At 40.2% G+C, this 14632-nt stretch carries 12 protein-coding genes and 1 pseudogene; 3 read left to right on the top strand and 10 right to left on the bottom strand.

The window, feature by feature from the left end; genetic code table 11:
• Window positions 1–412: 412 nt before the first annotated feature.
• From LRC_RS03685 to LRC_RS03675, 3 genes are all read right to left on the bottom strand, one after another.
• Entirely contained in the window at window positions 413–1990 is a 1578-nt protein-coding gene (locus LRC_RS03685) for a peptide chain release factor 3 (protein ID WP_014073206.1), read from the bottom strand.
• A gap of 152 nt (window positions 1991–2142) precedes the next feature.
• The gene (locus tag LRC_RS03680; protein ID WP_258414671.1) at window positions 2143–3432 is read right to left on the bottom strand and encodes a hemolysin family protein; all 1290 of its coding nucleotides are present in this window, start codon (window positions 3430–3432) and stop codon (window positions 2143–2145) included.
• 137 nt (window positions 3433–3569) lie between these two features.
• Window positions 3570–4979, bottom strand: coding sequence for an ATP-binding cassette domain-containing protein (locus tag LRC_RS03675; protein WP_014073204.1), 1410 nt, complete (start codon window positions 4977–4979; stop codon window positions 3570–3572).
• 143 nt (window positions 4980–5122) lie between these two features.
• On the opposite strand from LRC_RS03675, the gene LRC_RS03670 reads away from it, so the two are divergent.
• Entirely contained in the window at window positions 5123–5605 is a 483-nt protein-coding gene (locus tag LRC_RS03670) for a GtrA family protein (RefSeq protein WP_041819923.1), read from the top strand.
• A 252-nt stretch (window positions 5606–5857) separates the two neighbouring features.
• Here LRC_RS03670 and LRC_RS11200 read toward each other — a convergent pair whose 3' ends face one another.
• From LRC_RS11200 to rlmD, 5 genes are all read right to left on the bottom strand, one after another.
• Window positions 5858–6043, bottom strand: a complete 186-nt coding sequence (locus LRC_RS11200) for a hypothetical protein (RefSeq protein WP_041819921.1) — start codon at window positions 6041–6043, stop codon at window positions 5858–5860.
• 14 nt (window positions 6044–6057) lie between these two features.
• On the bottom strand, window positions 6058–7101 hold the full coding sequence (locus LRC_RS03660; RefSeq protein ID WP_014073203.1) for an NAD(P)H-dependent glycerol-3-phosphate dehydrogenase: 1044 nt from the start codon (window positions 7099–7101) through the stop codon (window positions 6058–6060).
• Window positions 7102–7260: 159 nt separating this feature from the next.
• Complete coding sequence (locus LRC_RS03655) at window positions 7261–8400, bottom strand: AI-2E family transporter (protein WP_014073202.1); 1140 nt, start codon at window positions 8398–8400, stop codon at window positions 7261–7263.
• Window positions 8401–8515: 115 nt separating this feature from the next.
• Window positions 8516–9061, bottom strand: coding sequence for a nucleoside tri-diphosphate phosphatase (gene ntdP, locus LRC_RS03650; RefSeq protein ID WP_003692663.1), 546 nt, complete (start codon window positions 9059–9061; stop codon window positions 8516–8518).
• A 92-nt stretch (window positions 9062–9153) separates the two neighbouring features.
• Entirely contained in the window at window positions 9154–10548 is a 1395-nt protein-coding gene (rlmD, locus tag LRC_RS03645) for a 23S rRNA (uracil(1939)-C(5))-methyltransferase RlmD (RefSeq protein WP_014073201.1), read from the bottom strand.
• Between the two features lie 187 nt (window positions 10549–10735).
• Between rlmD and LRC_RS03640 the strand changes: the two are divergent.
• A pseudogene (locus LRC_RS03640) lies at window positions 10736–11713 on the top strand (RNA-guided endonuclease InsQ/TnpB family protein); the annotation flags it as partial.
• Between the two features lie 230 nt (window positions 11714–11943).
• Window positions 11944–12753, top strand: coding sequence for a recombination regulator RecX (gene recX, locus LRC_RS03635; protein WP_014073200.1), 810 nt, complete (start codon window positions 11944–11946; stop codon window positions 12751–12753).
• Window positions 12754–13122: 369 nt separating this feature from the next.
• On the opposite strand, the gene LRC_RS03630 is transcribed toward recX, so the two are convergent.
• Together LRC_RS03630 and LRC_RS12145 are read right to left on the bottom strand one after the other, a co-directional pair.
• Window positions 13123–14031, bottom strand: a complete 909-nt coding sequence (locus LRC_RS03630; protein ID WP_041819917.1) for a YihY/virulence factor BrkB family protein — start codon at window positions 14029–14031, stop codon at window positions 13123–13125.
• A gap of 33 nt (window positions 14032–14064) precedes the next feature.
• Complete coding sequence (locus LRC_RS12145; protein ID WP_014073198.1) at window positions 14065–14616, bottom strand: LysM peptidoglycan-binding domain-containing protein; 552 nt, start codon at window positions 14614–14616, stop codon at window positions 14065–14067.
• Window positions 14617–14632: the final 16 nt, after the last annotated feature.

Here is a 14632-nt window from a genome sequence, read left to right as displayed (position 1 = left end):
TGTCAAACCCTCGTCTGACATTATTTTTTCAGACACGAGCTTGTCTAATTCTTTTTTATCGGGTGTGGCTATGTCGATAAGTTCTTTAAACAATGTTCTTCAAGTTTGATGCCGTTCTTTTTTATGTCTTTATCATCTCTGTATTGCATCAATAACGTATTAACGCATATTATTGGAATGCGAGAAATTCAATGTCAGACATAGCACGCCTTGCTAATAATTGATTTAAATAAATTATCAATAACTAATATATGTTATTAAATTCACATCCTTCATCAATGAGATTAAAAATACTTTTTCACTCAAAGACTCCCCAAATCCAGTAATTCTCAACACGAACATGATTACGTTTCAGACAATAAAAAAGGTGCATATACGTCAAAGCACCTTTAAAATATTGATTTTAAATTAATTATAATTTAGACGTAAGTTCAACGTCAGGATATTTATCCTTGAACCAACGTTCTGAAAATTCATTTTCAAACAGGAACAACGGATTTCCTTGCCGATCCTTGACAAGCAAATTACGAGAACTCGACATCTTTTCATCAAGTTGTTCTGGAGCAATCCAACGTGCAATCTTTTTACCCATCGGTTCCATAACTACTTCTGAATTATACTCATTAGCCATACGGAATTGGAAAACTTCAAATTGAAGCTGACCAACGGCACCCAAAATATAATCACCCGTACTATAGCTTTGATAGAGCTGAACGGCACCTTCTTGAACAAGCTGCTCGATTCCCTTATGAAACGATTTCTGTTTCATTACGTTCTTTGCCCGAACGTGAACAAAAAGTTCCGGAGTAAACTGGGGCAGTTTCTCAAATTTAACTTTCTTTTTTCCTGAGTAAATCGTATCACCGATTTGGAAATTACCCGTATCGTATAATCCAATGATGTCGCCCGCTACCGCTGTTTCAACGACCTCTCTTGAATCAGCCATAAACTGCGTAGAATTTGATAATCTAATCTTTTTTCCAGTTCGCTGAAGCGTAACGTCCATCCCGCGATCAAATTCGCCAGAACAAATTCTGACAAAAGCGATGCGGTCACGGTGGTTAGGATTCATGTTCGCCTGAATCTTGAAGACAAAACCGGAAAATTCTTCATCTTCTGGCTCAACGAAGTTTCCTTCTTCAGTCCTATGTTTTGCAGGAGCAGGTGCAAACTGCAAATATGCGTCAAGGAACGTCTTAACGCCAAAATTAGTCAACGCAGAACCAAAGAAAACAGGTGTCAACTCTCCTTTTTCAATCTTTTCTTCATCAAATTCGCTGCCCGCTCCTTTGACAAGTTCAATTTCCTCCAATACCTGACGATAGATGCTCTCTTGTTTAAGCGGATGATTACCCTTGATTTCACCGTTTTCGTCCAGTTCAAGGAATGATTCCCCTTCATTTTCACTGCGATAAAGTTCAATTCGATTATTGAATCTATCATAAATTCCTTTAAAGCCTTTTCCCATTCCGATTGGCCAATTCATCGCATAGGCTTCAATCCCTAAAACTTCTTCCAATTCCGCTGTCAAATCCAAAGGTTCGCGTCCATCACGATCGAGCTTATTAATGAACGTAAAAATTGGAATCCCCCGCATTTTACAAATTTGGAAAAGTTTTTTTGTCTGCGGCTCAATCCCCTTGGCAGAATCAATCACCATAACTGCAGAGTCGACTGCCATCAACGTTCGATAGGTATCTTCCGAAAAGTCCTCGTGACCAGGCGTATCCAAAATAACGACCCTCTTGTCGTCATAATCAAACTGCATGACGGAACTCGTAACTGAAATTCCGCGTTTCTTTTCAATTTCCATCCAGTCGGACTTGGCAAAATTTCCCGTTTTTTTCGCCTTGACCGTTCCTGCCGAACGAACGACGCCGCCAAAAAGCAGCAACTGTTCAGTGATTGTTGTTTTTCCGGCATCCGGGTGCGAAATAATCGCAAAGGTTCGCCGTTTTTCAACTGCTTGTTCTAGTTGTTTCTGATCCATTTTTACCTCTCAAATCCTTCAGTTGTTTATTTTTTGTATTTTCTAAAAAAACATGTTTACATTGGCCTTACCTCATTGATTGCTAAAATAATCCATTATTAATCATAATATAAAAAAGGGCGACTTGCAACGAATGCAAGCCGCTCTTTTTTCTAACTGAGCTTAAGCTCGGTTTGCTTTTTTATTGCCTCTTTCTTTCGATGGAGCGAAGTCAGCGCATCAGGCAACGTCACCTTGACCTCAGTGATTCTGGCATCATCGATGATTTTTGCGGTAGTCAAAACAACATCGCCTTCAGACGACTCGGCCGTAACCGAAACAACCTCATTGTTATCAGGTATTCTGCCAAGCTTGGCAATCAAGAATCCCGCAATGGTATCAATGTCATTAATTTTCAGATCCGTTCCGAATTCATCATTAAAATCATCAATCGGCATCTTACCTTGAACTAAAAATTCATCCGATGAGATCTGCTGATAAAGCTGATCTGGTTCATCAGACTCGTCATCAATTTCTCCAACTATCTCTTCAAGTAGATCTTCTAAGGTAACCAGACCGACAACGCCGCCATATTCATCCAATAAAATTGCCATCTGATTTCTTGTTTTTTGCATCTGAAACAAAAGCTCATCCAGAGTCATCCTTTCAGGAACGAAGAAAGCCGGACGCATCGCTTGCCTGATTGTAATATGATCAAATCCGAAATTTCTGGCCAGCTTGACCAACGTCTTGATGTGAACGATACCGACGACATTATCTTTATCTTCGTGATAAACGGGAACACGCGAAAAGTCCATCCCCAAAATACTGTCGATATTGCGACTGTTATCGTTCGTAACGTCCACCATGAAAGCATCCGTTCTCGGAACCATGATTTCACGTGCCATCTTGTCATGCATCGAAATCACACCGTCGATCATCTCATACTCATTCGTATCCAGCTCGCCGTTATTTCTTCCTTCCTCGATCATGTCCAAAATATCCTGCCACGATGCCGTTGGATCGTCTGCCGTATCAGTTACGTCACGTTTAATAACAAAATGTTTATTAATTAACGAAACAGCCGTCACCGTCGGCCAAAACAAAACATAGATTGCATAGATGAAGTAATACAGCCTTTTAGCCGTTTTTTCGGGATGTGCCGCAGTCAACAATTGCGGAATCGCCATGAAAAATGCATATAGTACAACGGCACACAATAACGCAACAATCACGCCTGCCATTTCATACAGACTGCTAAAACCGATAACATCTCTGAATAAACCGACCAAGCACCCCGCAAGCATTAAAATCAAAAAAACGCTGTTGAGACGCAACGCTGCCAAAAATTGCGGTCTTTTTTCTGCCAACTTTTGCAAAGACTGCATTTCATTATCATCTGATTCGCTGCTCCCGTTCCTGCCGACGGGACGATTGATTGCGTTGACACATCCCGTCGCCATCGACGTTAAACAAACAAAAACTATTACCAAACCAACCAACACCCATAAAAGGGGCTGTCCGGGATCACCCATACCTATCACTCCATTTAATGTTTTGATTAAAGATAGATTATACACCTACATGACAGATTTTTCCATTACTTCGGCACTTTGATCGTTGCCCCCGCAACCAAATCGATGCTGTCGCCCATATTGTTCAATTCTTGGATGCGTTGAACCGTGGTTGCATATTTATCTGCCAACTCCCCGATTGTTTCGCCGTCTCCAACCGTTACCGTTTGTGTTTCCTCTTTTGCGTTACTTTCCGATTCTGCTTTAGCTTTGCTCTCCGATTCTGCTTTTGCCTTGCTCTCCGATTCTGCTTTGACTTTGCTCTCCGATTCTGCTTTGACTTTGCTCTCCGATTCTGCTTTGGCTTTTTCTTCTGACTGCTTCTTTGCCAATCTTTCAGAAGATTTTGCGGTTTTCTTTAAACTGCTCTTGTTAACGCTTTTCAATGATACGGCTTCTTTTTGAGCAGTTTCTTTTGTCATATAACGATGAACGAGCCAACCTCCGCTTGTGAAAACCAAAATCAAAAATGCGACAATAGGAACCGCGATTCCTAATTTCCTGGGTTTCTTTTGCTCCTGATTAAGTTTTCTGCCAGTTTCCGAAACGGGATCTGCACCATGGTCAACATAAAAAGCACGACGCATTTTCGGTTCATCTTTCCTGGTATATCCGTTTTTGAATTGTTCGCTCTTAAACTCATCATACAAAACTCTGACATCAAACATCATTTGCTCTCGCTGCTTGTTTGCCAAATAGTCGTTTTTCTCAGGCAAAGTCAAAGAACGATACCATTCGAGCGAGTATTCAAACTGTCGAATGATGTCTTTTGTCGGGCCGAAATCCTGCAACTCTCCAAAAGAAATCCAAGCACAGCGCTCACAAAGACTTTCAATCACGATATTTTTCACATCTGAAATAATGAATGTCGTTCCGGTATCTTTCAGCTTTTGAATCCTCTTGATCGTCTTTTCAAAAAACGTTTGATCGAGCATGGACAACACGTCATCAATTACAACCAGTTCAGGATTGATATACAAGGCAAGTCCAAGTACTAAACGCGCATGCATTCCGACCGAATATTCCCTGACAGGACGATATAAGAGCTGTCCTGCCTCAGTAAAATCAATAATTCCGTTCGTCAAATGATCTCCCTTGAATTTATCGACACCGGAATCTTCAATTGCATTTCGAATATTTTCAAGTCCGGTCAAATTTGGATCAATACTGTCCAGACCTGCGTAACTGATTTTTGCATCAGTCGTGACAAATCCGGTGGACTGACGTTCAAGACCCGTAATGATTTTTAAAAGCTCAGTTTTTCCGGAGCCGTTTTCTCCAATAACGCCCACAGCCTCTCCCTGAGTGACGTCAAACGTTATTCCGCGAAGAAGCCAAAAATCTCTGCTTTCATCCAATAACCACGAGACCTTCGTCTTTTTGTCCGCATGCAAAGGTACGCTTTTTGCAATATATTTGATTTCAAGTTTTTTCATATGCAATCTTCACCTGATTTATTTTTTCTTTCTTTATAAAATACTACCCTATCCGACATATTGGCGCAACTATCACAAAGAATACTTGCACTTTCAGGATATCATCGCTATAATTGTCTAGTTGACTTTAAGGAGCAAGAAAAATGAAAAATTTCATCAGAAAACACCAAAGCTTTGTTTCTTATACTTTTTTCGGAACACTTGTAAGCGGAGTAAATCTGATTGTCTTCCATATTCTATATCAAAATATCGGCATAAACTATGTTGTTGCTAATGTCATTTCTTACATATGCGGGATGCTCGTTACGTTTTTTACCAATAAACGGCTCGTATTTCATTCCGAGTATGATTCAGTCAAAAAATTAATTCGCGAGTTTTTGTCATTTTGCAACGTCAGACTGTTCTCATTCTTTTTGGATAATTTTATCATGGTCGTCGGTATCGGCATCTTTCCTGTCAATGCCGACTTGTTAAAAATCATTGATCAGTGCATCGTGGGTATATTAAATTATTTTTTCTCCAAATGGTTTATCTTCAACACGACGAATCGTTTTCAGGTAAACGTTTTGTCAAAGCGTCAACATGACAAAACACGGAAAGAACCCAATCTTGATCGAGACAAATGAATTGATGTCTCAAAAAACGGCCAATAATGACAAATCACTCTAACACCGAATTCAAAAAGAGGCTGATAAAAAACTATGTCTAAATTTAAAAACCGGATTATATTTGCAATCATTGCAAATCTGATCCGGTTTTTTCGTATGCATGACAATTTCTCTGTTATGATGAAAATAACCAAAAATAGTTTGGCGGTAAATTTTCCTGAGAGCTTGGCGCGCTGATTTATCAGCTGCATTTGGCAAAAGCTCTGCCGTTTACGGACATATCGCTGAAAATGGGCCGTTTGTGCGTAAATTTGAGTGCAATCTTGGATAAATCAGTTGAGCAGCACTGCATTTAAAAAAGCCGTCAAAGTCAGTCGCAAATTGACCGCCTTCGTTCGGCTTTTCGTTTAATTCAAAAGGGAAAAGAGACTTTTTCCCAGCCTCTTTCTTTTTCATATTCCGATAGATGATTATTTACGTCTGATATCTTTTGCGTGGCCAATAATCTCAGAACGACTATCGCGACCCATCAAGTCAGCAATTTCTTCTTTGATATCGGCCCCTTTGAACAAAACGTTATAAATAGCCGTTGTAATCGGCATGTCAATGTGTTCTTGCTGCGAAAGCTGGTAAGCAGCTTCACAAGTATTGATTCCTTCAATAACCATGCCCATATCCCTTACGACTTCATCAAGCGACTTGCCTTGACCCAAAGCATTACCGCAACGCCAATTGCGCGAATGAACCGAAGTACACGTTACAATCAAGTCACCAACGCCTGAAAGCCCAATGAACGTCAACGGACTTGCTCCGAACGCCATGCCCAAACGAGCAATTTCTGCCAAACCGCGAGTCATTAAAGCAGCCTTGGCGTCATCACCATATCCTAAGCCGTGAAGAGCACCTGCGCCAATCGCAATGACGTTTTTAAATGCAGCACCTGTTTCAACGCCAATAACGTCATCATTAGTGTAAATTCGAAGATAATTGTTAGAGAACAAATCTTGCACGTACTCAGCTTCTTCAATATCGTTTGAAGCCGCCGTAATCAACGTAATGTCTTTTTTGGCAACTTCTTCAGCATGACTTGGCCCCGACAAAACGACTATGCCCTTGGCATAACGCTCTGTCAATTCTTCCATGATAATTTCAGAAATCCGTTTGTGAGTCCCGATTTCAAGACCCTTGCTTGCGTGAATAATCAACGGACGAGCATTCGTCTTTGCCAAAATATCTTTAAGCTGGCCAGCAACCAAACGAATAACTTTTGTCGGTACAACGAACAAAATAGCATCTGCCCCATCAACGGCTTCTTCCAAGTCAGTTGTCGCATAGAGCTTTTCGGGGTACTTGAACCCTGGCATGTAATGTTCATTCGTGTGTTTCTCATTTAATTCATCAGCTTGAGCTTGAATGTTTGTGTAAAGTTTCACATCATGACCATTTTCTACCAAAACGGTTGCAAGAGTACTACCCCAGGAACCTGCGCCTAAAACAGCAATTTTTTCTGTCATTTCTTACATCCTTACTATCAATTATTTGTTTTCATACCACTTTCAAGTTACCACATCTTGAGCAAAAAGGCAAATGTTCATTATTGCACAATCTTAAAATAATTGACGTTTTTTTCGTTCTTTATTGCGTTTTTCGTCACCGTTTTAATAATAAAATATTTAGTTGTCGCTGTTATTTTCATGATTTAACATTATAATGTCGTAAATATAAATGACGATCACTTTGATGACAGCATAAACCGGAACCGCCAAAATCATCCCGAGCAATCCTGCCAAATTGCCGGCAACAAGCAAAATAATGATAATCGTCAAAGGATGAATATCCAGCGACTTGCCGATTACGTTTGGATAAATCAAATTGCCGTCAATCTGTTGAACGACAACGCAGACGATGATAACCAAAATCGTTTGCCTGACTGAATTTGACATGGCAAGAATCAGCGCAGGAAGCAAACCGATGTAAGGTCCGATATAAGGAATCATATTGGTGATTCCGGCAAAAATACCGATCAAAAGAGCAAACGGAACGCCGACGATTCCATAGCCGATTGCGGTACATGTCCCAACAAACAAGCATTCAATCGCTTGTCCCGAGATATATTTTGAAATCGTTTCGCTCATCTTTTCCAAAAGTTCACCGATTCGATTTGCCTGCTTTTCTGAGAAAACACCTGTAACCGTCGGAACGAGCTTATGACCGTCCTTTAGCATGTAAAAAAGCATGAATGGAACCGTAACGATAGTGACCGTTACGCTCGTAACCATCCCGATAATCGATCCGATGCTCGACGTTATCGACATCATAAAATTCTTGGCAAATCCAGAAAGGGATTCTTCAATTTCCTTCGTATACGCATTGATGTCAACGTCTTTAGTCAAGTCAACGATCCACGGCGGCAGATTTTTTTGCTGAAAAATCTTGGTTAAAAAATGTTGAAAACTCCTGATGTATTCAGGCATGTTTTGAATCAGCTGCTCAACCTGATTCAAAATATTCGGAATCAAAAATGATAGAGCAGACACGATAATCGCAATCAACAGCAAGAAAACAATTGCAACTGCAGCAGTTCTTGAAACATGATGATTTTTTACTTTAATTTTCATCAACAGATTGACAAGCGGATTAAGCAGATAAAACAAAAAACCCGCAATCAAAATCGGGGCAAACAACGTTGAAATGAACGTCCCAATCGGTTCAAACAAAAATTGAATCTGTGTACATACCCAAATCAGCAGCGCTAAAAGCAGCAATTCCAAAGTCCAAAACATCAATCTGTCCTTATTTTTGTTAGAAAACAAAGATACACCCCCTCATTCGTAATTCATGTATAAGTATACCGCGACAGATTGAGTTGTGCAAAAAAAAGACCGGGAACAAAATCCCGGTCTTTTCATTACAAACATAAAACGACAGCTATTGCCGCCGCGATAATTCTAAATAGCGATTGTACCAAATCTCGACATATTCTTTTGAGAAAGGTCCCTTGCGATTATTGATCCAATCAACCAGAATACGTACATTATGCTTTAAAATTTTGTCTGTCTGCGGAGAATAGGACCACTTTTTTCCGTGTTCCTCATACTCATCAACATCAAGTAGCCGTTTTTCGCCATTCGGAAAAACTTTGACATCCAAATCATAATCTATATACTTAAGAGCCTCTTTGTCCAAAACCACCGGAGAAGCCAGGTTGCAATAGTAAGAAACTCCATTATCGCGGATCATTGTGACGATATTAAACCAATAGTGCTTGTGAAAATACATGAGTGCCGGCTCGCGCGTTACCCAACGTCGGCCGTCCGACTCTGTGACCAAAGTATGATCGTTACACCCGATCAGTGCATTCTCACTGGTTTTGAGCACCATCGTATCGCGCCACGTTCGATGCAAGCTGCCATCGTGTTTATAACTTTTTATGGTAATAAATTCGCCTTCCCTGGGTCCGTTCGAATGACGCATATTATCCCTGCTTTCTGAGTTATAAGCACAGGTGCAATTACACCGATACCGTTTTAATTATACCAAATATTCATTAATATTCCTAAAGTTTTTTACTCAGGCCTCAAATCAAGCTTGACCACTGCTTCAGTTCGTGCCGTTTGAGGAAACATATCAATCGGCTGAATATAGCTGACGTCATACTTCGAAACGAGGCTGACCAGATTCCTTGCAAGCGTCGACGGATTGCAGGAAACGTAAACAAATTTCTTTGGTTTATTTCGCAAAATGACCTCGATCGTCTCGTCATCAAGCCCAGTTCTCGGCGGATCAACGACCAATGCATCAAATTTTTGCCCGGCTTTCTCCCACTTGGCAAAAATCTCTTTGGCATCTCCTTCTTCATAAACGACATTTTTAATTCCTGACATTGCAGCATTTTCTTTTGCATCAGCAATCGCCTCTGAAATAACATCCATCCCCAATACGAGTCCGGCTTCTTTTCCGCAGTAAAGTCCAATCGTCCCGACACCGCAATATGCATCGACCAATATTTCCCCTTGCTTGAGATTCAAGGCCTGCTTAACTTCATCATACATTTTTTTGGTCTGAATCGGATTCATCTGGAAAAAAGCCCTTGCTGAAAGTTTGAACGAAACGTCGCCGAGTTTTTCGATGATATAATCTCTTCCGAAGATACGAGTCGTTTCATCACCGTAGACAAGCGACGTTTTGCCAGGATTATAATTTTGCATCACTGAAACAAGCTGGGGAAATTCATTTCTGAGTTCCGCTGCGATTTCAGAAGCGTGCGCAATGAAACGCTCATTCGTGACGAAAACAAGCTGAGCCTCTTTTGTCGCAAACGCCTCCCTGACGACCAGCGTCTTTACCGTCCCCTTGTTTGTTCGCTCGTCATAAGCACAAACATGCCATTTTTCCATTAAAGCAAGCGTTTTGCGAATTATTTCAAGCGTCAGTTTCCGCTGTGTTTCAAACGTCGGCAAATCGACAAGATGATGGCTTTCCGGCTTGTAAAGACCGGCAATCAGCTTGCCAGTCTTTGTCATCCTGACCTGAAAAGCCGCCTTGTTGCGATAATGATACGGATCATCCATCCCGATTGTCTTGCGCAACTCAATTTTTTCGTAACCGCGCGGTTTGAATTTTTCAAGAGCCTGCAAAATAACGTCTCTTTTAAAATCCAACTGTGCATCATAGTTCAAGTGCTCCAATTCGATTCCGCCAACATCGTAATGATCGGCCGGATTGACTCGTTGACTTGATTTTTCTACTATTTCAAGCAATTTTGCTTTTGCATAGTTTCTGTTTGATTCCGTAATTTTGGCTTTGACGAACTCCTTTGGCAACGCACCCGGAATAAAAATTATTTTTTTCTTATAATATCCAATTCCTTCACCGTTGATTCCCAAGCGCTTGATTTTGACGTGAATCGTTTGACCCTTTTTTAAATAGACTTTTCCTGTAAACTTCTTTTGCTGCATCATTTTTTCCTTTCATTTCTTGCTCTTAGATTATAACACAATGCGCTTGAATTTGACGCTAATATACTTTCGCATTACAATGATTGCAAGGAGCAACTTAATTGTTAATTAATTTGTAGAAAAAGACAGAATTGCATGGGATTATATAGCAAAAAGCAAACCGATAATCCTTTGAAAGGCGGTGAAAGCAATGATAAAGACTCAAAAGCAAGACCGCATCCCAATCGAACCATGAAAAAGTTGCTTGACGATTTGTGCGATTACAGACGCTACCGTTGGAATCAAGGGTTGGCTTTATGGAACGATATGTATGATGCCTCTTTGATTTTGGAAGACAAAGAACTTTTGCCCAATGAACGCAAGGTTCGTAACGAACTGGTTGCTGATAAATCCGACTGGCAGTATCAGTTGTCAGCCAGATATCTTCAGCTTGCCGTTTATGATTTAGGCAAGGCGTGGAAAAATTCCTTTAACAAACATCAGTTCAAGTCTAAAAAAGCCCACAGACAGGGCCAAAATCGGCAATGGAAAGTTGCGATTAGATAAACCGCACGGCGTTAAAAACTGGTACGATATTCGGCTCAAAGGCGAAAAAACTTTGAAGGGCGAATTAAAAGTCGTTTAGATCTACCGTGAAAACGGAAAATATTGGGCGAGTCTTCCTTTTGAAGTCGAAATCAAAACAAAAGCTGAAAACGGCAATTGACGTCAACGTTGGTCATTTCAGCTACACGGAAGGACAAGTCAAAACTTTACCGCATAATCTCAAAACCTTGTATGAGCGCATCAAGCATTATCAGCGCTTGTTAGCCAGAAAACGGAAAACAAACGGGAAGAAGGCAGCTCAATCAAACAATTACGTTGAACCGAAAACCAAGTTGCGGCGTGATTATCGAAAAGTTGCAACATTCAGCATGATATCGTTCAAAAGTTTACGACCAAGCTGGTCAACAATTATGACGAAATCGTTATTGAAGATTTGGACGTGAAGCGAATGCAGAACGTTGCGTCCAAAGGATTGCAGCGGTCGTTGTTTGGCTGTTTCAGACAGGTTTTAGCTTATAAATACCAATGGTACGGCAAAGAATTATTTTTAGCCGCCAAATTCTATCCAGGCACGCAACGTTGTTCTCGATGCGGATTCGTCAAGACTGGTGATGACAAAATCGGTCATGAATTTGTTGGCTTTGATATAAGAAAATAAAAATGGGCGGGATACGTCCTTAAGCTGCAAGAGCCGGTTACTTTCATTAACCTCACGTTAGGATATGGGAATACCAGCGTTGACGGCAGCAAATAAAATTTAGGAAAGGAAAAGCTATATTCTTTCTGAATAATGCGGGAAAACGTTTTACAATTCCATATTATTCTACATTTTATATAGCAGGTTTTTGAACAATGAACCAAAAAATAACCTCAATCACCGCTCAAAAACGCCCAGGTCGCTTCAACGTTTTTTTAGACGGAAACTATGCTTTTTCCGTTTCGGAAGATGTTTTGGTCAAATTTCAGCTGTCAAAAGGAAAAGAACTGGATTCGGCCGACTTGGAAGAAATTTTTAAAGCGGATGATCTGTCTAAGGCTTTGAACAAAGCACTAGATTATTTGAGCTACTCATTGAGGACTGAAAAAGAAACACGTCAGAAATTGGCAAAAGAAGGTTTGGAAGATAGCATTATCGAAACCGTTATCAAAAAACTGACAAAAATGAAATTGCTAAACGATTCGGAATACGCTAAAAGCTACGTCAGAACAATGGCAAAAACAACTGACAAGGGACCAAGATTCATTGCTAATTCTTTAAAAGAAAAAGGCATCAGCCTGTATGACATGGAAGATGCATTGCTTGAATATCCTGCCGAAATGCAGTTGAAAAACGCTTTGAAACTTGCAAAAAAAACAGTCGCCAAATCGAAAAAAAAGTCATTCAATGAGTGCAATCAAAAAATTACGCAAGCCTTGCTCAACAAGGGATATTCATCAGAACTGGCATCGCAAGTCAGACAATCCTTGAATCTGACAAAAGACGTCGATCAGGAACATGAAAATCTCAGATTGGAAACAGAAAAACTTTGGCACAAAAACAGCCGCATCGACTTGAAAAAAAGACGCAATAAAATCAAGGCTGCTCTTTTTCGCAAAGGATTTGACCTCTATGAATGCGACCGAATTCTGGATGAATTAGAAAATACTGAAACGGAAAACTGAGTTCGAAGCGGTTTAACTGAACATAATTAAAAAGAGACTTGGAAAAACTATGCCTCAAACTGAAAACCCAGATGATTTGCAATTAATTTAAAATCTAATTCGTTTTTTTGCATATGCGTGACAATCTCTTGCCGTGATGAAAATAGCCAAAAAGAATCGCATTTAGTAAAACTAATCGGTAGATTTCCATAAAATGCTGACTAAATAGTTTTCAGAAATATATTTTAAAAAAGCAGCTCTTTTCGTATCGAAAATAAAAACGCCGGACAAAAGCAGTCGAAACTTGACTTGACCGCATTGTTCGGCGTTTCATTTAATTAAATCTGGAAAAGGGCATTTTTCCTTAAATTTCCGCTTTCAAAGACAATATTATTTTTTGCATTTTAAAAAGTGATTGTAAGCATTTTTTCCAAAATTTTCAATCGGGTCATGCTTAGGCTTGACTTCACCAAAGCACATCTCTTCAAGGGTGGCATTGATGATTCCTCCGACCATAATCACCCAACATGTAAAGTTCAGCCAAAATAAAACAACAATTACGGTTCCGATTGTTCCGTAACTCAAAACGGTTCTGGCAAAATACTTGACGTATACCGAAAACCCCTGAGTCAAGACCATCCATCCGCACGTCGCAAAAAGAGCTCCCGGCCAGATAAAGCGCAAATGAAGCTTGGCATTCGGAATAAACGCATAAAGCAATACCATAATCAAAAAAATACCGACCATTATAGTCGGCCACTTGACCTGATTAAAAGTATCAATCATGTCCATCGGCAAATTAAACAACGGTGCCAGATATTCAAGAACCGCCTGCCCAAAACTATAAATGATGAACAGTAACACGAATGCCACGCCAAGAAACGCGGTAAATAAAAACGCAAACAGTCTCCTTGCAAGCATTCCTTGACTGTTTTCAACTCCATAAGCAACATTTAGCGATCTCTTCATTGCATTAAATCCACGGCTCGCTGCCCAAACTGAAATAAGACCGGAAATCGAGGCTGCGCCGCCAGATGATCCATTTTCCAAATATTGAATGATAAAAGGTTTGAGCGTTTGATATATCGAACGCGGAATTGCCATTTCGATGTATGCCAGAACGGTACTTGCTTTAAGATGCAAAAGCGGCAAGAGATTTCCGATAAAAATCATCAGAGGAATAATTGCCAACAACGCATAATAAGAAATTACGATTGCTTCGTTTGAAACGTTTGCCTGATTAAAACGTGATGCTGCAGATAAAAAGAAGGTGCGTACACCCTTATTAACGTCTTTCACGTGCACTCACCTTCCTTTCATTCATCTTAGAACTTAGTTATCGGAATCACCTTGGCTCGAACTGTCAGCACTGCTTGAATTAGCCGGAACCTTCAATTCCTGCCCAGGATTAATGGTTCCGCTCGCAAGATCGTTCAAATCCATCAATTCCTGCGTCGTAGTTCCGTACTTGCTTGCAATCGTCGATAAATAGTCACCTGATTTGACCGTATATGTAGTATACTCACCCTTGTTTTTCTTAGTCGACGATGAAGAACTTGAAACAGACGATTCCGAACTTGATGATGCAACGCTACTTGAAGAAACAACTGAGGAAGTCTTTTTCAAACTTGAAGAAACCTTTTTGGAATCACCTTTTGGTTCCTTGTACTCGCCATACTTCTTTTTGGCGATTTCTCGCTGCTTATTATATTCACGCTTTTGAATTTCAGCATTATTGCCAAAAGAAGAAGCCAATCTTCCTTGGACAAAATCACTCTTAAATCCTAAAATGCAAATAACCGCAATCACAAGCACAATTACAGCGGCTCTGATAATTTTAAACGTATTTTTTCGTTTATGATGATTTTTTGCACGATCTGCCACACCAATACCTCCTTAA

The sequence above is a fragment of the Ligilactobacillus ruminis ATCC 27782 genome, from assembly GCF_000224985.1.
Taxonomy (GTDB): Bacteria; Bacillota; Bacilli; order Lactobacillales; family Lactobacillaceae; genus Ligilactobacillus; species Ligilactobacillus ruminis.
This window is presented reverse-complemented; position numbering and strand designations above follow the sequence as displayed.

Excerpts from the sequence above, each read along its gene's own strand:
- LRC_RS03680 (WP_258414671.1), bottom strand. The coding sequence starts at position 3,432 with ATGGCGACGGGATGTGTCAACGCAATCAATCGTCCCGTCGGCAGGAAC.
- LRC_RS03675 (WP_014073204.1), bottom strand. The coding sequence starts at position 4,979 with ATGAAAAAACTTGAAATCAAATATATTGCAAAAAGCGTACCTTTGCAT.
- recX (WP_014073200.1), top strand. The coding sequence starts at position 11,944 with ATGAACCAAAAAATAACCTCAATCACCGCTCAAAAACGCCCAGGTCGC.
- LRC_RS11200 (WP_041819921.1), bottom strand. The coding sequence starts at position 6,043 with ATGAAAAAGAAAGAGGCTGGGAAAAAGTCTCTTTTCCCTTTTGAATTA.
- LRC_RS03660 (WP_014073203.1), bottom strand. The coding sequence starts at position 7,101 with ATGACAGAAAAAATTGCTGTTTTAGGCGCAGGTTCCTGGGGTAGTACT.
- LRC_RS03685 (WP_014073206.1), bottom strand. The coding sequence starts at position 1,990 with ATGGATCAGAAACAACTAGAACAAGCAGTTGAAAAACGGCGAACCTTT.
- LRC_RS03670 (WP_041819923.1), top strand. The coding sequence starts at position 5,123 with ATGAAAAATTTCATCAGAAAACACCAAAGCTTTGTTTCTTATACTTTT.
- rlmD (WP_014073201.1), bottom strand. The coding sequence starts at position 10,548 with ATGATGCAGCAAAAGAAGTTTACAGGAAAAGTCTATTTAAAAAAGGGT.
- ntdP (WP_003692663.1), bottom strand. The coding sequence starts at position 9,061 with ATGCGTCATTCGAACGGACCCAGGGAAGGCGAATTTATTACCATAAAA.